The sequence below is a fragment of the Bacillus amyloliquefaciens DSM 7 = ATCC 23350 genome (assembly GCF_000196735.1).
Classification (GTDB): domain Bacteria; phylum Bacillota; class Bacilli; order Bacillales; family Bacillaceae; genus Bacillus; species Bacillus amyloliquefaciens.
The window spans coordinates 3,154,616-3,171,009 of the sequence record NC_014551.1 but is presented as its reverse complement, the minus strand read 5'-3'; the positions used below and the strand labels follow the sequence as shown (position 1 = coordinate 3,171,009).

General features: G+C 45.4%; 20 protein-coding genes. 17 read left to right on the top strand and 3 right to left on the bottom strand.

Going from position 1 to position 16,394, the window contains the following annotated elements:
* The 4 genes from sufD to sufB are packed head-to-tail and all read left to right on the top strand — an operon-like array spanning position 1 to position 4,384.
* The gene (sufD, locus tag BAMF_RS36370; RefSeq protein WP_013353527.1) at positions 1 to 1,314 is read left to right on the top strand and encodes a Fe-S cluster assembly protein SufD; all 1,314 of its coding nucleotides are present in this window, start codon (positions 1 to 3) and stop codon (positions 1,312 to 1,314) included.
* Complete coding sequence (gene sufS / locus BAMF_RS36365; RefSeq protein ID WP_013353526.1) at positions 1,314 to 2,534, top strand: cysteine desulfurase SufS; 1,221 nt, start codon at positions 1,314 to 1,316, stop codon at positions 2,532 to 2,534. Before sufD ends, sufS begins: the two co-directional genes overlap by 1 nt.
* The gene (gene sufU, locus BAMF_RS36360) at positions 2,524 to 2,967 is read left to right on the top strand and encodes a Fe-S cluster assembly sulfur transfer protein SufU (protein WP_003151877.1); all 444 of its coding nucleotides are present in this window, start codon (positions 2,524 to 2,526) and stop codon (positions 2,965 to 2,967) included. Before sufS ends, sufU begins: the two co-directional genes overlap by 11 nt.
* A 19-nt stretch (positions 2,968 to 2,986) precedes the next feature.
* Complete coding sequence (sufB, locus tag BAMF_RS36355) at positions 2,987 to 4,384, top strand: Fe-S cluster assembly protein SufB (protein ID WP_003151878.1); 1,398 nt, start codon at positions 2,987 to 2,989, stop codon at positions 4,382 to 4,384.
* Positions 4,385 to 4,446: 62 nt separating this feature from the next.
* On the opposite strand, the gene BAMF_RS36350 is transcribed toward sufB, so the two are convergent.
* Genes BAMF_RS36350 through BAMF_RS36340 form a run of 3 tightly spaced genes read right to left on the bottom strand, consistent with a single transcriptional unit; the run spans position 4,447 to position 6,508 of the window.
* On the bottom strand, positions 4,447 to 5,604 hold the full coding sequence (locus BAMF_RS36350) for a site-specific integrase (RefSeq protein ID WP_013353525.1): 1,158 nt from the start codon (positions 5,602 to 5,604) through the stop codon (positions 4,447 to 4,449).
* 44 nt (positions 5,605 to 5,648) lie between these two features.
* Entirely contained in the window at positions 5,649 to 6,071 is a 423-nt protein-coding gene (locus BAMF_RS36345; protein ID WP_041481672.1) for an ImmA/IrrE family metallo-endopeptidase, read from the bottom strand.
* Positions 6,072 to 6,079: 8 nt separating this feature from the next.
* On the bottom strand, positions 6,080 to 6,508 hold the full coding sequence (locus BAMF_RS36340) for a helix-turn-helix domain-containing protein (RefSeq protein WP_013353524.1): 429 nt from the start codon (positions 6,506 to 6,508) through the stop codon (positions 6,080 to 6,082).
* A 268-nt stretch (positions 6,509 to 6,776) separates the two neighbouring features.
* Here BAMF_RS36340 and BAMF_RS36335 point away from each other — a divergent pair, with 268 nt between their 5' ends.
* The 13 genes from BAMF_RS36335 to BAMF_RS36280 all read left to right on the top strand — a co-directional run bounded on the left by BAMF_RS36335 (position 6,777) and on the right by BAMF_RS36280 (position 16,038).
* Positions 6,777 to 6,962 carry a helix-turn-helix domain-containing protein gene (locus tag BAMF_RS36335; RefSeq protein WP_013353523.1) on the top strand — a complete coding sequence of 62 codons (186 nt, stop codon included), beginning with the start codon at positions 6,777 to 6,779 and terminating at the stop codon, positions 6,960 to 6,962.
* A 1-nt stretch (position 6,963) separates the two neighbouring features.
* Complete coding sequence (locus BAMF_RS41925; RefSeq protein ID WP_041481671.1) at positions 6,964 to 7,233, top strand: group-specific protein; 270 nt, start codon at positions 6,964 to 6,966, stop codon at positions 7,231 to 7,233.
* The gene (locus BAMF_RS41590; protein ID WP_164848962.1) at positions 7,206 to 7,352 is read left to right on the top strand and encodes a hypothetical protein; all 147 of its coding nucleotides are present in this window, start codon (positions 7,206 to 7,208) and stop codon (positions 7,350 to 7,352) included. Before BAMF_RS41925 ends, BAMF_RS41590 begins: the two co-directional genes overlap by 28 nt.
* Positions 7,349 to 7,618, top strand: a complete 270-nt coding sequence (locus BAMF_RS36320) for a YqaH family protein (RefSeq protein ID WP_041481670.1) — start codon at positions 7,349 to 7,351, stop codon at positions 7,616 to 7,618. Before BAMF_RS41590 ends, BAMF_RS36320 begins: the two co-directional genes overlap by 4 nt.
* A gap of 190 nt (positions 7,619 to 7,808) precedes the next feature.
* Positions 7,809 to 8,210: a hypothetical protein gene (locus BAMF_RS36315; RefSeq protein WP_013353520.1), complete on the top strand. Its 402-nt coding sequence runs from the start codon at positions 7,809 to 7,811 to the stop codon at positions 8,208 to 8,210.
* A 12-nt stretch (positions 8,211 to 8,222) separates the two neighbouring features.
* The gene (locus BAMF_RS36310; RefSeq protein ID WP_013353519.1) at positions 8,223 to 8,618 is read left to right on the top strand and encodes a hypothetical protein; all 396 of its coding nucleotides are present in this window, start codon (positions 8,223 to 8,225) and stop codon (positions 8,616 to 8,618) included.
* Positions 8,615 to 9,793 carry a DUF2800 domain-containing protein gene (locus tag BAMF_RS36305; RefSeq protein ID WP_013353518.1) on the top strand — a complete coding sequence of 393 codons (1,179 nt, stop codon included), beginning with the start codon at positions 8,615 to 8,617 and terminating at the stop codon, positions 9,791 to 9,793. The genes BAMF_RS36310 and BAMF_RS36305 overlap by 4 nt, the downstream gene beginning before the upstream one ends.
* A 14-nt stretch (positions 9,794 to 9,807) precedes the next feature.
* Positions 9,808 to 10,137 carry a hypothetical protein gene (locus BAMF_RS36300; protein WP_017418273.1) on the top strand — a complete coding sequence of 110 codons (330 nt, stop codon included), beginning with the start codon at positions 9,808 to 9,810 and terminating at the stop codon, positions 10,135 to 10,137.
* Between the two features lie 55 nt (positions 10,138 to 10,192).
* Positions 10,193 to 10,762, top strand: coding sequence for a DUF2815 family protein (locus BAMF_RS36295; RefSeq protein ID WP_013353517.1), 570 nt, complete (start codon positions 10,193 to 10,195; stop codon positions 10,760 to 10,762).
* Between the two features lie 58 nt (positions 10,763 to 10,820).
* Positions 10,821 to 11,369, top strand: coding sequence for a hypothetical protein (locus BAMF_RS36290; protein ID WP_013353516.1), 549 nt, complete (start codon positions 10,821 to 10,823; stop codon positions 11,367 to 11,369).
* A complete protein-coding gene (locus BAMF_RS36285) occupies positions 11,366 to 13,312 on the top strand; it encodes a DNA polymerase (protein ID WP_013353515.1) in 1,947 nt (648 codons plus the stop codon). The genes BAMF_RS36290 and BAMF_RS36285 overlap by 4 nt, the downstream gene beginning before the upstream one ends.
* A gap of 115 nt (positions 13,313 to 13,427) precedes the next feature.
* Entirely contained in the window at positions 13,428 to 13,601 is a 174-nt protein-coding gene (locus tag BAMF_RS41585) for a hypothetical protein (RefSeq protein ID WP_164848961.1), read from the top strand.
* 22 nt (positions 13,602 to 13,623) lie between these two features.
* The gene (locus BAMF_RS36280) at positions 13,624 to 16,038 is read left to right on the top strand and encodes a virulence-associated E family protein (protein ID WP_013353514.1); all 2,415 of its coding nucleotides are present in this window, start codon (positions 13,624 to 13,626) and stop codon (positions 16,036 to 16,038) included.
* The last annotated feature ends 356 nt before the right edge of the window (positions 16,039 to 16,394 follow it).

The following is a 16,394-nucleotide window of genomic DNA, read 5'->3' as shown; positions in this document are numbered from 1 at the left end:
ATGACATTGGAAACGAAACTATCCGTAGATCAGGAATATGTCAAAGGCTTTTCCGAAAAGCATCAAGAACCTGCCTGGCTGAAAAACCTGCGCTTACAGGCTCTTGAAAAAGCTGAAGATCTGCCGCTGCCTAAGCCTGATAAAACAAAAATCACAAATTGGAACTTTACAAAGTTCAACAAGCATACAGTAGAAAACGCGCCGCTTGCTTCTTTAGAAGATTTAGCTGATGAAGCAAAAGCGCTGATCGACATCGAAAATGAAGACAAAACGTTATATGTGCAGCGTGACCAAACGCCTGCTTTCCTTTCTCTGTCTAAAGAGCTGAAAGACAAAGGCGTCATTTTCACGGACATCTTAACAGCTGCCCGTGAGCACAGCGACCTCGTTGAGAAATATTTCATGAAAGACGGCGTAAAGGTCGACGAGCATAAATTGACTGCGCTTCATGCGGCATTAATGAACGGCGGAGCATTCCTTTATGTTCCTAAAAACGTTCAGGTGGAAACGCCTGTTCAGGCTGTTTATGTTCATGAAAGCAATGACACGGCATTGTTTAACCACGTGCTGATCGTCGCTGAAGACCACAGCTCCGTCACTTACGTTGAGAACTACATCAGCACGGTGAATCCGAAAGAAGCTGTGTTCAACATTATCAGTGAAGTGATCACGGGTGATAACGCCAGTGTGACGTACGGTGCCGTTGACAACCTGTCAGCAGGTGTCACAACATACGTCAACCGCCGCGGAGCCGCGCGCGGACGCGACAGCAGAATCGAGTGGGCGCTCGGTCTGATGAACGACGGCGACACGATTTCTGAAAACACGACTAACCTCTATGGAGACGGCACATACGGCGATACGAAAACCGTAGTTGTCGGAAGAGGAGAACAGACGGAAAACTTTACGACGCAGATCATCCACTTCGGTAAGGCTTCCGAAGGTTATATCCTGAAGCACGGAGTCATGAAAGATGCCGCATCTTCCATCTTTAACGGGATCGGCAAAATTGAGCACGGCGCGTCTAAAGCAAACGCTGAACAGGAATCCCGCGTCCTGATGCTGAGTGAAAAAGCACGCGGTGACGCAAACCCGATTCTTTTAATTGATGAAGACGATGTAACTGCAGGACATGCGGCATCTGTCGGCCGCGTGGACCCGATTCAGCTTTACTACCTAATGAGCCGCGGAATTCCGAAAGAAGAAGCGGAACGCTTAGTCATTTACGGATTCCTTGCTCCGGTGGTAAAAGAGCTTCCGATTGAAGGAGTTAAGAAACAGCTCGTCTCCGTCATCGAAAGGAAAGTAAAATAATGAATATCACCGATATTCGTGAACAGTTCCCGATCCTTCATCAGCAAGTGAACGGACATGACCTCGTGTACCTTGACAGCGCGGCGACTTCTCAGAAGCCGCGGGCTGTCATTGAGGCAGTGGATCAGTATTACAACCGATACAATTCCAATGTCCACAGAGGCGTCCATACTCTTGGCACAAGAGCGACAGACGGCTATGAAGGAGCGCGTGAAAAAGTCCGTAAGTTTATCAATGCGAAGTCAATGACTGAGGTCATTTTCACAAAAGGCACGACAACTTCACTGAATATGGTGGCGCTGAGCTATGCCCGCGCCAACTTAAAACCCGGTGATGAAGTGGTCATCACCCAAATGGAGCATCATGCGAATATCATTCCGTGGCAGCAGGCTGTAAAAGCAACCGGCGCGACTTTAAAATATATTCCGATGCAGGAAGACGGCACGCTTTCGTTAGAAGACGTCCGGCAGACTGTCACAAGCCATACGAAGATCGTGGCGGTCGCTCATGTGTCAAACGTACTCGGCACGATCAACCCGATTAAAGAAATCGCTAAAATCGCTCATGACAATGGCGCGGTCATCGTGGTCGACGGAGCCCAGAGCACGCCTCACATGAAAATCGACGTCCAAGACTTGGATTGCGACTTCTTCGCGCTTTCTTCCCATAAAATGTGCGGCCCGACGGGAATCGGCGTGCTGTACGGCAAGAAAGAACTGCTTGAGAATATGGAGCCAGCCGAATTTGGCGGCGAGATGATCGACTTTGTAGGGCTTTATGAATCAACTTGGAAAGAGCTTCCGTGGAAATTTGAAGCAGGCACGCCGATTATTGCAGGCGCGATCGGATTGGGAGCCGCGATTGATTTTCTTGAAGAGATCGGTCTCGACGAGATTTCCCGGCATGAGCATAAGCTTGCTGCCTATGCGCTTGACTGTTTCGAACAGCTTGACGGCGTGACGGTATACGGTCCGAAAGAGCGGGCGGGCCTTGTGACATTTAATCTTGATGATGTTCACCCTCATGATGTCGCGACTGTCCTCGATGCAGAGGGCATTGCGGTCAGAGCGGGGCATCATTGCGCCCAGCCGCTCATGAAATGGCTGGATGTATCTGCTACTGCGAGAGCGAGCTTTTATCTGTATAATACAGAGGAAGAGATAGATAAGCTCGCGGAAGCTCTCCAAAAGACAAAGGAGTACTTTACAAATGTCTTTTAATGCAAATTTAGATACATTGTACAGACAAGTGATCATGGATCATTACAAAAATCCGCGCAACAAAGGGGTTTTGGATGACAGCATCGTCGTCGATATGAACAACCCGACTTGCGGCGACCGGATCAGACTGACAATGAAGCTTGACGGCGATACCGTTCAGGAAGCGAAATTTGAAGGGGAAGGCTGTTCCATCTCCATGGCTTCAGCTTCCATGATGACGCAGGCGATTAAAGGAAAAGATATTGATACCGCCCTTTCCATGTCTAAGATCTTCTCAGACATGATGCAAGGGAAAGAGTATGACGACTCAATAGATCTCGGGGATATTGAAGCCCTTCAAGGCGTTTCGAAATTCCCGGCCCGGATTAAATGTGCCACCCTTTCATGGAAAGCACTTGAAAAAGGAGTCGCTGGCGAAAAAGGCGGCAATTAAAAGATTGGAGTGAAAATGGATGGCTAAAAAAATGCCTGAAATTGGTGAATACAAGTACGGTTTTCACGATAAGGACGTTTCCATTTTCCGTTCAGAGCGCGGATTGACAAAAGAAATCGTAGAAGAAATTTCACGTATGAAAGAAGAGCCTCAATGGATGCTTGATTTCCGCCTGAAATCTCTTGAGCATTTCTACAACATGCCGATGCCGCAGTGGGGCGGGGATTTAAACTCTTTAAACTTTGACGAGATTACGTACTACGTAAAACCGTCTGAGCGTTCAGAGCGTTCTTGGGATGAAGTGCCTGAGGAAATTAAACAGACATTCGACAAACTCGGTATTCCTGAAGCTGAGCAAAAATACCTTGCGGGTGTTTCCGCACAGTACGAATCTGAGGTTGTTTATCACAACATGAAAGAAGATCTTGAAGCGCAAGGCATTGTCTTCAAAGATACAGACAGCGCGCTGAAAGAAAATGAAGACATTTTCCGTGAGCACTGGGCGAAAGTTATTCCGCCGACTGATAACAAGTTTGCGGCGCTGAACTCAGCTGTTTGGTCCGGCGGATCTTTCATCTACGTGCCAAAAGGCGTGAAGGTTGAAACACCGCTTCAAGCTTACTTCCGCATCAACTCAGAAAACATGGGTCAGTTCGAACGTACGCTGATCATTGTTGACGAAGAAGCAAGCGTTCATTACGTAGAAGGATGTACGGCTCCTGTCTACACAACAAACTCGCTTCACAGCGCGGTTGTTGAGATCATCGTGAAAAAAGGCGGCTACTGCCGTTATACAACGATCCAAAACTGGGCGAACAACGTTTACAACCTTGTTACGAAACGTACCGTTTGTGAAGAAAACGCGACGATGGAATGGGTAGACGGAAACATCGGTTCTAAATTGACGATGAAATATCCGGCTGTCATTCTGAAAGGTGAAGGCGCGCGCGGCATGACGCTTTCTATCGCTCTTGCGGGCAAAGGACAGCATCAGGACGCAGGTGCGAAAATGATTCACCTTGCACCGAATACGTCATCCACAATCGTATCAAAATCGATTTCTAAACAGGGCGGAAAAGTAACATACCGCGGTATCGTCCACTTCGGACGGAAAGCGGACGGCGCCCGTTCAAACATCGAGTGCGATACGCTCATCATGGATAACAAATCAACTTCTGATACGATCCCTTACAATGAAATCCTGAACGACAACATTTCATTGGAGCACGAAGCGAAAGTATCAAAGGTTTCTGAGGAACAGCTTTTCTACTTGATGAGCCGCGGTATTTCTGAAGAAGAAGCGACAGAAATGATCGTTATGGGCTTCATCGAGCCGTTCACAAAAGAACTTCCGATGGAATACGCAGTTGAAATGAACCGTTTGATCAAATTCGAAATGGAAGGTAGTATCGGCTAAGCTTGATACAGCAGGGGCCTGACTGATTTTAGGGAAGCCCCACCCACAAAACACCCACAAGATTATATATTTGTATACCGCAGATACATCTCTAATGCATCATTTTCAATTTTTTTAGTGACATGGAGGTACGTATCTGCGGTTATTTTTATGCTCGAATGCCCAAGTCTTTCAGATACAAATTTCAAATCAGCTTTGGCCTCAATTAAATGTACCGCATGGCTATGCCTTAATGCATGAGGGGACAATATTGGTAACTCAGCTCTTTTACATATCTCTTTGAAGTATTCTCTAACAACATTTGTGCGCAACCATCGTCCATCATGCTGATAAAACACAATATCAGCCCCCGGTTTTTTATAATTTTTATATTTGAGCACAACCTCGTTTCTATTGATTCGATGTTTTTTTAAAAGCTGAATGGTGTGTATATCTAGTTTGATTATTCTTAAACCAGCTTTTGATTTAGGGGTTGAGAGATAGGGTGTGGAATTTGTCGGGTAGACTAGTGTTTTACTCACTTTTATCGTGCCCTCTTCAAAATCTATATCATTCCAGGTTAAGGCGAGCGCTTCACCTATTCGTAAACCGGTCCGAGCCATGAGAGAAAATAAAACATAATACTGTATTGAGTGTTTGTATTTGGAATTTTTCTGAGGTTCTTTCACCTGATTTAGAAATTTTTCTAGTTGGTCTACTGTAAAAAATTTGATTTCCTTATTGTTTTTAGTTTCCTTCGGGATTTTGATACGTGTAACAGGGTTCTCACGCAGTATCCTAAATTCGTGCACAGCGTCATTTAATGCTGTGTTCATCAGGCTGTGAATGCGCCTGACAGTGCCTTCACTATAATTGAGTCTAAGTTCGTTAATCCATTTCTGATATTCAGTCCTAGATATATCTTTTAACTTAACTTCTCCCCATCTTGGTAAAATGTTAAGCCGTACATTCCTCTCTTGGAGTGAGTAAGTAATAGGCTTGACATTTGGCTTTTTATATACTTCGAGCCATTTACTGAAATACTCTCTTATGCTTTCTTTTCCGTCGTTAGCGAAACCATAGTATTCGATGTCTGTCTCTATTTGTGCCGCAGCTAATTGCGCTTCTTTTTTTGTTTTAAACCCTCGTTTTGACGTTTCCTTGTACCTGTTCGAGTTTTTATCTTTATATCGTATTCTGTATTCCCAAGTTCCGTTTGAATGTTTACGGAAACTAGCCATTTCTGAGCGCCTCCCATTTTTAGAATGTATGTTCGTTTTTTTGTTTAAAAAATTTTAGCAAGATTAGATAAGACTAATTGTTTAGGTACCCCATACTGCTTAACTGCTTCTCCCACAGTTATGCACGCATTGGCGGAGGAGAACAACAAATTTATCGCAAAAAAATTCGCCTCCTCCTCAATCCGATCCGTTGAGAAAAAAGTATGGTTTTTTAAAAAAGGCGTGTTTGCGTCGGGGTGGCATACTGCATGCCCTAATTCGTGAGCACAAATAAACACCTTGCACTTCTCGCTGGCATTCTGATTAATGTGGATGACTTTAATTCTAAAATGCCGGCTGTAATATCCTAGGGTTTTTCCCAACTCTTCATAAACCACCTCAATTCCAAGAGCCTTAGCAATTTCAAAAGGATCGTTTGTTTCGAATTTTTTTGTAAGTGTTTTTACTTTTTTTGCAATTGACTCCACAGAAGCACCTACTTACGGTATTTTTTTGGGGTGAATTTTTGTTTTGAGATTCTTTTGGCGAGACGTAAAGAATTCTCCAGGCTTGCAATGAGCAGCTCCCTATCTTCATCATCCATATCATCGATTATCTGACCGTCAAACGCAGCATACCCGTTTTTATCGCCTAAGCCCTGAATGATTTTCTGCAATTCTTTTTGTATATCTTTTTCATCCTTGGCTGTAAGCTCCGGTTCAATTGCTTCGTTTTCCGTCCGACCAAGTAGGTAGTCAATAGAGACGTTGAAATAATCAGCAACTTTCTGCACCTTGTCTATAGACGGTTTTTGGGTCTTCCATCTATACAATGTGTTTGTACCCATCCCCAATTTCCGTTCCAATTCTGCAATGGGTATCTTTCTCTTGTCTGCAATCTTCTTAACCCTGTCAAATAGTGACATATCAGTTCACCTTTTTCCGCTTAAAACACACTATCAAATTAGTTAGATAAAATTGTTGACATCTATCTAATATGATAGTAAACTGTGTTCATAAGCTACTTATTTAGCTTTGAGGCATGACAAATTAAAAGCCCTGTACCACGTCCCCCAACGTATTTCAGGCTATTTGTATAGTCTTATTAGCTATGCCTTTATTTTAGCTAATAAGATAGAGAGTGTCAATAGAAAGCTAAATAATTAGCTAAAAAACATGAAGGAGGTGCTTTCTATGGAGCTGAGCTTTGGAAAGCAGGTTAAAACTTGGCTGATTTTAAACGACATGCAGCAAAAGGATTTGGCCAAAATGCTGGGTATCTCAAATGCATACCTTTCTGACATATTGCTTGGTAAGAGGAAGGGCAAGAAAGTCAGAGAGAAGATCATCAAAATCCTGGACATGAAGGAGGTTTCATAAAGTGTTGTCGGTTCAAGTTGACGAGTCCCTACTGGAACAACGCTTTACTGAAGAATTGAAAAAGCGATTAGACATAATTGAGAGCCGGCACACTTTTTGGGACATGAAGGAGCTCTGCAGGCAAACAAATATGAGTTTGAACTTTATAAAAGATACCTTCTTTTATGACGAGAGGTTCCCAAAATATCGCGTCGGTAAGAAATGGCTTTTTCCCGCAAAAGAGTGCGGGGAGTTCTTACTGAAATGGCTCTCAGAGCAGCCAAGAAATTAGAGCAGAAGGAAGGTGAGGAATTGAAGATCAAGCCGCGCGAATGGCTCACACTAAGTGAAGAGGATCGTTTTAGAAAAATCCATCAGGCATCTACAAAATCGAAAGGAGCCCAATCATGAACTTAAATCATTTTCTTAAATCTGATCGCGAAAATGCGGAAAGGTTACTCAGGTCAACTCAAAACCTTATTTCCGAATTACTTCCCGCCGCCATTGAGGACCAGGACTTTGATGGGTGTGTTGAAATCGCGGCATCAATCATTTCAAATTGCAAGGACCTTAAACGAATGGAGCACCCGGAACAGATGGTTAAGATTCATGAAATAGTATCTGGGCTCAAGCGTAAGGGGATAGGCGCTTCGACTGTGAGGCGATCGTATCAATGAATATCGAGCATCCGATGATCTCTGAAGTCAATCGTTACGGCTATCCTTTGGAATATTTGAAGTATGAAGACGAGGACGAGCAGGATGATGACAAATAAAAAAGCCGCCTTGGCAGAGGCGACTCATTGAAAAACAAATAACGCCGCCATTATACCATGCGGACTAAAAATAATAAACGGAGGTTTCAACGATGGAAAAGATTAACTCTGTTTCACAAGTAAACGCGTTTTTTCAAGAACTTAACCAAGCAAAGAAAGACCGTTCGGCCTTAGCTTCACACATTAGCGCCAAAACAGCTCGCTTGGTCGCCTACCTTAGACAGAATGGGCCTGTGCTGGTCTACCGGGAAGACAAAGCGACGATGATCGAAGCAGTCAAAAAGGTGTCAGTCAAATTTGACAAGGCTAAGCTTGCCAGTTTGGTGGGACTGTCTGCTGCTGTTCTAAACCCGATCAAAATCGCTGAACTTGTTGAACAGGGCAAAATTACAGCGGCTCAAGTAGAAGGTTGCCAATACGAGGAAGAAGATTACAAGCTGAAAACTCGTAAAGCCAAAAAGAAAGAAATTGCGGATTTCCGCAATAAACAATAGGGGGATTTACTTATGAATATCACATTGAAAATTGAAGCGCCGGAACTTGCTAAATCGCTCCAAGCCCTGGCCGATGCATTGACCGCCAAGCCTCTACCCGTGAACAAGGTTGCTGATAGTAAACCGGAAAAACAGAAGGGCGCGGACCAAAAAGCAGATGCCGTACAAAAGGCGCCTGAAAAAGAGGCTGCGAAACCTGAGCCTGAATCTGAACCAGCTCCAAAAGCTGACAAAGAAGAAACGCAAGCTATTGATATTACAGTAGTCCGCCAGAAGCTTGCTGAAAAGTCACAGGAAGGCAAACAAGCTGAGATTAAAAAGCTATTCGCAAACTACGGCGCTAAAAAGCTGACAGAGATTCCAAAAGAGCATTACGCGGAGCTACTTGAAAAGGCGGAACAGCTATGACCCAAGGGCACGCGGAAAGAGCGCACGCCAAGTTATCGGCGTCAGGCTCAAAACGCTGGTTAACCTGCACGCCAAGCGCCCGTTTAGAAGATCAGTTTGAAGAAACGACAAGCGAGTTTGCAGAAGAAGGGACCTTGGCACACGAAGTGTCAGAGGTGCTGCTTCAATACCATACGGGTGCGATCAGTAAAGCTGCACGAACGCGGCGCCTGAACAAATTGAAAAAGCATGAGCTGTATTCAGATTCAATGATTGAATATGTGTCCACTTACTCAGATCTGGTTATTGAGAAATTCAACGCGCTTGAAGCTGAAAAGGGCGATGCGATGATCTTACTTGAACAACGTTTAGATTTCAGTGAATGGGTCCCGGAAGGGTTTGGCACTGGCGATGCGCTGATCATCGCTGATGAAGTGATGGAAGTGATAGACCTGAAATACGGGAAAGGCGTTCCCGTCGATGCTGAAAAAAACACTCAGATGATGCTTTATGCATTAGGGGCATTGAATCAATTTGGGGCCCTTTATGACATCGAATGCGTTCGTATGACGATCGTGCAGCCCCGCCTGGATAGCGTGTCTACATATGAGCTGTCAGTATCAGAGCTTTTGTCATGGGCAAATGATTTTGTCAAGCCAAGGGCGGAAATGGCTTGGCAGGGAGAGGGCGAATTTGAAGCAGGCGATCACTGCCGATTCTGCAGAGCAAAAGCAAACTGCTCTGCAAGGGCGAAAAAAAACTTGGAGCTGGCTCGATTCGATTTCCAGAAGCCTGAACTTCTGTCTAAGGAGGACCTTGGGAAAATCCTCTATGAAGCAGAAGAGCTGAAACGCTGGGTCAAAGATATTCAAGAGTACACCTTGGCGCAGGCTGAACACCACGGGGAAAAGATACCTGGCTGGAAACTGGTTGAGGGAAGAAGCAACCGCAAATATGCGGATGTAGACGCAGTGAAAAATACTCTTCTGGCTGAAGGTTATGAGCCGGAGCAAGTCTTGTCAAAACCGGAGGTTCTAGGAGTCTCAGCCCTGGAAAAAAGCATAGGGAAAAAAGCATTTAATGAGCTACTGAAAGACCTGGTTATAAAGCCAGTTGGAAAACCGACTCTTGTCCCTGAATCGGACAAACGGCCGGAGTTAAATTCTACTGAATCGGCAATCGCTGACTTCGAATAATGGAGGTTTTTACTTTGGAAAAATATCAATACGAAAATACCAAACTTCGCAAAACAGAAGCTACTTTGAATTCTGATTTTTGGATGAACGCTGACGGTGAAATCAAGCCCTTAACTGAAATGGAGGATGATTACCTAAGAAATATCCTTAACTTTCTGTATAAAAAACGTGATTGGTACTGGCTCAATTGCAGAGATACTAAGCTAATTGAGAGTTTTCAAAACGGTGACGATTTTTTCCAACATGTTATCAGAAAGAGTACAATTTGGACTTCAATCATTAATCAGCTCCAAAAGCCAAAAGATGAATTCAATTTTACTTATAGCTTACCTGAATCCATTTAACTTGTCGGCATTAGCTGGCTTAAATAAAAATTCAAATTAAAAGGAGACATGCAAAATGGCAGTTAACAACACTAACACAAACACAAAGGTAGTAACAGGAAAGGTACGTTTCTCATATCTTCATGCCTTCCAACCGCACGCGATCGAGGAAGGACAGGAACCAAAGTACAGCACCGCAATCCTTATCCCAAAAACTGATAAAGATACACTGCGTAAAATCAAGGCGGCGGTTGAAGCTGCAAAAGAAGCTGGAAAAAGCAAATGGGGCGGAAAGATTCCGGCCAACCTCAAAACACCTTTACGCGATGGGGACGAAGAAAGACCGGACCAAGAGGAATACGCCGGATGCTATTTCTTGAACGCCTCAAGCAAAACTAAGCCCGGCATTGTAGACAGAAACTTGAATCACATTATTGACTCAGAAGAGCTTTACAGCGGTTGCTATGGGCGGGTGTCAATCAATTTCTACGCATTTAACACAGCCGGAAATAAAGGTATTGCGTGCGGCCTGAATAACATTCAAAAACTTGAGGACGGGGATTACCTCGGCGGCCGTTCACGGGCTGAAGACGATTTCGACGCCCTGGATGATTTCGAAAACGATGGCGACGATTTCTTAGGCTAAAAAACAAAGAGGGGAGACGAGAGTTTCCCCCTTTTTAATAGGGAAGGAGTCTGGACATATGTTTAATCCATCAGATTGGTATATCACGCCTGAGGAATATGAAAGGGCAGCAAAAAACGGTATTAGTAGGAGTCTTCTCGGGAAAAGAATCCGGGGTGCAGGTTGGGATAAAGAAAGAGCCCTAGCAACCCCGCCAAAGAAACGGCGCCCAAGGACGGACAGATCAAAATGGGTTGAGGTTGCTGAAAAAAATGGCATATCAAAAGCCACGTTTTACTGGCGTGTCACTTCAGGAGGCTGGGACGAAGAACGAGCAGCGACAACCCCGATCTTTGATAGAGACGAGTGTATGAGAAGAGCCCGGCAGAAATCGCCTTACGGCAAATATCGCAGGCATTCGCCTGAGCTAATCGCTTTGGCCGAATCAAACGGCATCAAATATAAAACTTATGCTTTCAGAGTCAGCGCTGGCTGGGACCCTTATGAAGCTGCGGTAACCCCTCTCAAAACACGCGCCGAAATTGGGCGCATTGGGCGGCAGGCCTTTCTGGATAAGCACGGCGATGTACACACATTATTTTTTCAGAAAAGGCGGGCTACTAATTGAAAACATTGTCAATTGATATAGAAACATTTTCGAGTGTTGACCTCTTAAAGTGTGGAGTTTATGCATACACAGAAGCCTCGGATTTTGAAATCCTTCTGTTTGCTTATGCTTTTGATGAAGAGCCAATAAAAGTTATTGACTTGGCCCAAGGGGAGGCGTTACCTCATGAAGTTCTAGTGGCTTTGACAAGCTCAAAGGTCATCAAAACAGCATATAACGCCAACTTTGAAAGAACTTGTATTGCGAAGCATTTTAATACTATGCTACCGCCGACGCAATGGAGGTGTACGGCGGTCCATGCTACCACCTTAGGGCTTCCCGGAAATCTTGACGGTGTGGCAAAGGCGCTAAAACTATCGGAACAGAAGGACAAGGAAGGGAAAGCCCTCATTCGTTATTTTTCGGTGCCCTGTAAGCCAACCAAAGCAAACGGACAGAGGGTCAGGAATCTCCCTGAACACGCACCAGACAAATGGGAGAAATTCAAAACCTACTGCGGCCAGGACGTTGAAGTAGAACGCTCTATTAAAAACCGCATTTCTAAGTTTGAGCCATTGAAAGCTGAACAAGAGTTATGGGCGTTAGATCAGGACATAAATGACAGGGGCGTCCGGATAGATGCCGATTTAGTAAAGCACGCAATAGCCTGCGATGAACAATACCAGGCGGGCTTAATGGTAGAGGCGAAGGAGCTGACCGGACTGCCCAACCCCAACAGTACAGCCCAATTAAAAAAATGGCTTGAAGATAAGGGGCTATCTGTTTCGAGTCTTGCAAAAGACAAAATCGAGGAGTTAATAGAAAAGACAGACGATGCGAGCGTACACAGAGTCTTGCGGCTGCGGCAGGAGATGGCGAAAACCTCAGTTAAAAAATACCTGGCGATGGAAAAAGCCCTTTGTCCGGATAGTCGTGTTCGTGGGTTGCTGCAATTCTACGGGGCCAGCCGGACCGGCAGATGGGCCGGGCGCTTGGTCCAGGTACAGAACTTACCTCAAAACAAAATCGCGGACCTGGATACAGCAAGGACGCTTTTGAAGGGTGGTCACTATGAAGCAATAGAGCTGCTTTATGGGCAGGTGCCTTTTGTGCTTTCTCAGCTAGTCAGAACAGCTTTCATCCCGTCAGAAGGTAATGAGTTTTATGTGTCTGACTTCTCCGCCATTGAAGCCCGTGTCATTGCCTGGCTTGCCGGGGAAGGATGGCGCCTGGATGTATTCAACACTCACGGGAAGATTTACGAAGCCTCGGCAGCGCAAATGTTCAAAGTGCCGGTTGAGTCAATCACAAAGGGCAGTCCGTTAAGGCAAAAAGGTAAAGTGGCAGAATTGGCGCTAGGGTACCAGGGCGGAAAGGGCGCGCTTATACAAATGGGCGCCTTAACCATGGGTCTGGATGAAGATGAACTGCCGGGGCTTGTGAAAGCATGGCGGACGGCAAATAAGAAAATAGTGCAGTTTTGGTATGACGTCGAAGCCGCCGCGGTCAAGGCTGTCAAAGAGAGAAAGCCGGTTAAGATTCAGCACGGTCTAACATTTTTATGCGAGTCAGGCATCCTGTTTGTACAACTGCCGTCCGGTAGGCGCCTGGCCTATGCGAAGCCAAAACTTGAAATAGACGATCGTTTTGGGAAAGAAGCCCTCACATATGAAGGGAAGCTTGAGTCCGGTAAATGGGGCCGCCTGAACACTTACGGAGGCAAACTTGTCGAGAACATCGTTCAGGCAGTTGCCCGGGATTGCCTGGCTGTCACCCTTATACGTTTGGACGATGCCGGTTATAAAACGGTCATGCACGTTCATGACGAAACTGTCCTGGACGTTCCGCGCGGAAAAAATGAGCTTGATAAAGTGGAATCCATTATGGGGGAGCCTATCCCCTGGGCAAAGGGCCTGCCTTTGACTGCGGACGGCTTTATCACGGATTACTATAAAAAAGATTAATAGTAAGGGCGGAGATTATGAAACTTATAAGGAGTCTAATAGCAGTGATTGGGCTTTGCTTATCTGCAAGAAAAAGGGAGTCGGAATATATGAAGTGGATGGAGGAGGACGGGAAGTGAACAAGAAAAGGCGGGATCTGATCATAAAAGCACGGTCTTTTCATGTTCCTGGACACGGACCGGACTTTGAAAAGATGACAAATGATCAGATTGAAAAGCATATTAACTTCATCGAGAAAACGTTCGAAATGGCTTTCGATGAAGATGATGAAGATGATGGGGATTTATGAATGAAGGAGGGGGTGTCCGGTGATGGAAACAGCTTTGAAAAATCGAGTACAGCATGACGGGTCTATCACCATCGCAATAGGGCGCAACCGATGGGATAAGGCTTGGAGAAATAAGGACATGCTTTGGTCTGATCTGCTGAAAAAATTAGCAACGCCAAACTATACGAATGAGACCTATGCAGAGTATAAAAAAATGTCCAAGTCACAGCAGGACCAGATAAAAGACGTTGGCGGATTCGTAGGCGGCTCATTAAAGGGCGGCCGCCGAAAGACTGACACGGTGGCCTGGCGCCAAGTTGTTACTTTGGATGCTGATTTTATAAAGGGCGATCTTTGGGCATCGGTGGAAATGATGTATGACTTTGCTTGTACGGCTTATTCAACGCATAAGCACAGCAAAGAGACGCCGCGGCTCCGGTTAGTGATTCCGTTAAGGCGGGCGGTAACGCCTGATGAATACCAGGCAGTATCCCGCAAACTTGCGGCCGACATCGGCATTGATTTTTTCGATGATACGACGTATCAGCCACACCGATTGATGTACTGGCCGTCAACTTCTCAAGACGGCGAATATGTTTTTAAGCTGCAGGACGAGGCCTGGCTCGACCCTGATGAGGTTTTAGCCAGTTACGAAGACTGGACCGATCCTTCATATTGGCCGGAGTCATCCAGGATTCAAAAGAATCGCCAAAAGCTTGCAGATAAGCAAGGCGACCCGCATGAGAAAAACGGAATGGTCGGAGCTTTCTGCCGAACGTACTCAATTCCGGAAGCTATTGAAACGTTTCTATCTGATGTCTATGAAGAGGCGGGGCCGGGCCGGTTCACTTATAAAGAAGGGTCCACTAATGGGGGGTTAATTCTCTATGATGATGAAAAATTTGCTTTTTCGCATCACGGCACAGACCCCGTCGGGGGCTTGCTCGTCAATGCTTTCGATTTAGTTCGTATCCATAAATTCGGGATGCACGATGAAGAAGCCGACCCAAACACACCCGTTGTCCGGCTCCCGTCCTTCACTGCGATGTCGGATTTTGCTTTGCAAGATAAAAACGTGAAACGCACGATCGGACAGGAAAAACTATCCCAAGCAAGTGAAGAGTTCGGAGCTATTGAGGATTCGGCAATGGACTGGCTGGAACATTTAGACGTAAAGAAAAACGGCGACATCCTCTCAACGGCCAAGAACATTATTTTGATTCTGCAGAATGACCCACGGCTTGCTGGGAAGATCGCATGGAATGACTTTTCGCATCGGGCCGCCGTCTTAGGGGATTTACCTTGGCGCAAGCTGTCAGAGGGGGATTACTGGATGGATAGGGACGACGCTTCACTACGGAACTACCTTGAAACAATTTATAAAATCTCGGGGCAAGGCAAGGTCCATGATGCACTTATGGAAGTTCAGGGAAAGAATAAATTTCATCCGGTCCAAGACTATCTCAATAGCCTGGAATGGGACGGGCTTCCCCGGCTTGATTCTCTTTTTATCGAGTACCTGGGCGCCGAGGATACGGAATATGTCCGGGCAGTTACAAGAAAGATTTTTACGGCAGCAGTCGGCCGCGTTCTTAAGCCAGGTCTGAAATTCGATAACGTTTTAGTCATGGTGGGGCCACAGGGCGTCGGAAAAAGCTTCATCATTAAAAAGCTTGGCATGGGCTGGCATTCCGATTCAATCACTACTGTGCAAGGAAAGGAAGCCTATGAACAATTGCAAGGGGCCTGGCTGATTGAGTTGGCCGAGCTGTCCGCAACCCGGAAAGCTGAGGCGGAAGCCGTCAAACACTTTATTTCTAAACAAGAGGACAGCTATCGGGTAGCGTATGGCCGACAAATTTCTGTTTTCCCCCGTCAGTGCGTTTTCTTCGGGTCAACAAATGATGTGACTTTTTTGAAGGACCGCACGGGGAACCGGCGCTTTTGGCCCGTTGTTGTGGCAGCGCAAGAAAGATCAAAAAGTATCTGGCGGGACCTTAATCAATATGAGATAGATCAAATTTGGGCTGAAGCCGTTGACTGCTGGCATGAAAAAGAGCCTCTTTATCTAACAGGCGAATTAGAGGAGGCCGCCAAAGAAGCCCAAGAGCTACACACCGAAGACAGCGCAAAAGCCGGCTTGATTGAAGAGTATTTAAACACACTTCTGCCAGAGGATTGGGACAAAAAGGATATTAGCGAAAGACGCAACTTCCTGCAGGGGTATGACTTTGAAGGAGAAAAGCAAGGGTCCGTTAAGCGCACAAGGGTTTGTGCCATGGAGGTATGGGTCGAGTTATTTGGCGGCGACCCTAAACAAATGACCCCTATCCAAGCCCGTGAAATAAACGATATTTTGAGAAGGCTTCCCGGCTGGGCTCCGTACACAGAGAGCCGCGGACGAATGAAGTTTGGGCGCTTATATGGTGTTCAAAGAGCTTTTGTAAGAGTTAATTAACGGTATCCATACTAATTCTATAAAATCAAATTTCGGTATCCATGGTATCCATGGCAGTATCCATAAAATAGATGGTATGGATACCGGCTTGAATTCAACAGTATCAAGGGTTTAACGGCCTTTGGTATCCATGGTATCCATATTTTCCATATAAATATAAAAATAAAAGAATATAGCGTATACGCATAAGAAAATCTCTATAATCTCTTTATTTGCTGAACATAGATAGATTATGGCAATTATGGTCACTATGGATACCGGATAAAAGGAGTGAAGGCAGTTTTGAAGGAAAGTCAATTGGAGCGAATACTAAAACGAGAGGTCGAAAGGCAGGGAGGCAAGGCGATGAAATTTGT

Coding starts and splice junctions, on each gene's coding strand:
- sufD (WP_013353527.1), top strand. CDS start 1: ATGACATTGGAAACGAAACTATCCGTAGATCAGGAATATGTCAAAGGC.
- sufS (WP_013353526.1), top strand. CDS start 1,314: ATGAATATCACCGATATTCGTGAACAGTTCCCGATCCTTCATCAGCAA.
- sufU (WP_003151877.1), top strand. CDS start 2,524: ATGTCTTTTAATGCAAATTTAGATACATTGTACAGACAAGTGATCATG.
- sufB (WP_003151878.1), top strand. CDS start 2,987: ATGGCTAAAAAAATGCCTGAAATTGGTGAATACAAGTACGGTTTTCAC.
- BAMF_RS36350 (WP_013353525.1), bottom strand. CDS start 5,604: ATGGCTAGTTTCCGTAAACATTCAAACGGAACTTGGGAATACAGAATA.
- BAMF_RS36340 (WP_013353524.1), bottom strand. CDS start 6,508: ATGTCACTATTTGACAGGGTTAAGAAGATTGCAGACAAGAGAAAGATA.
- BAMF_RS36335 (WP_013353523.1), top strand. CDS start 6,777: ATGGAGCTGAGCTTTGGAAAGCAGGTTAAAACTTGGCTGATTTTAAAC.
- BAMF_RS41590 (WP_164848962.1), top strand. CDS start 7,206: ATGGCTCTCAGAGCAGCCAAGAAATTAGAGCAGAAGGAAGGTGAGGAA.
- BAMF_RS36320 (WP_041481670.1), top strand. CDS start 7,349: ATGAACTTAAATCATTTTCTTAAATCTGATCGCGAAAATGCGGAAAGG.
- BAMF_RS36315 (WP_013353520.1), top strand. CDS start 7,809: ATGGAAAAGATTAACTCTGTTTCACAAGTAAACGCGTTTTTTCAAGAA.
- BAMF_RS36310 (WP_013353519.1), top strand. CDS start 8,223: ATGAATATCACATTGAAAATTGAAGCGCCGGAACTTGCTAAATCGCTC.
- BAMF_RS36305 (WP_013353518.1), top strand. CDS start 8,615: ATGACCCAAGGGCACGCGGAAAGAGCGCACGCCAAGTTATCGGCGTCA.
- BAMF_RS36295 (WP_013353517.1), top strand. CDS start 10,193: ATGGCAGTTAACAACACTAACACAAACACAAAGGTAGTAACAGGAAAG.
- BAMF_RS36290 (WP_013353516.1), top strand. CDS start 10,821: ATGTTTAATCCATCAGATTGGTATATCACGCCTGAGGAATATGAAAGG.
- BAMF_RS36280 (WP_013353514.1), top strand. CDS start 13,624: ATGGAAACAGCTTTGAAAAATCGAGTACAGCATGACGGGTCTATCACC.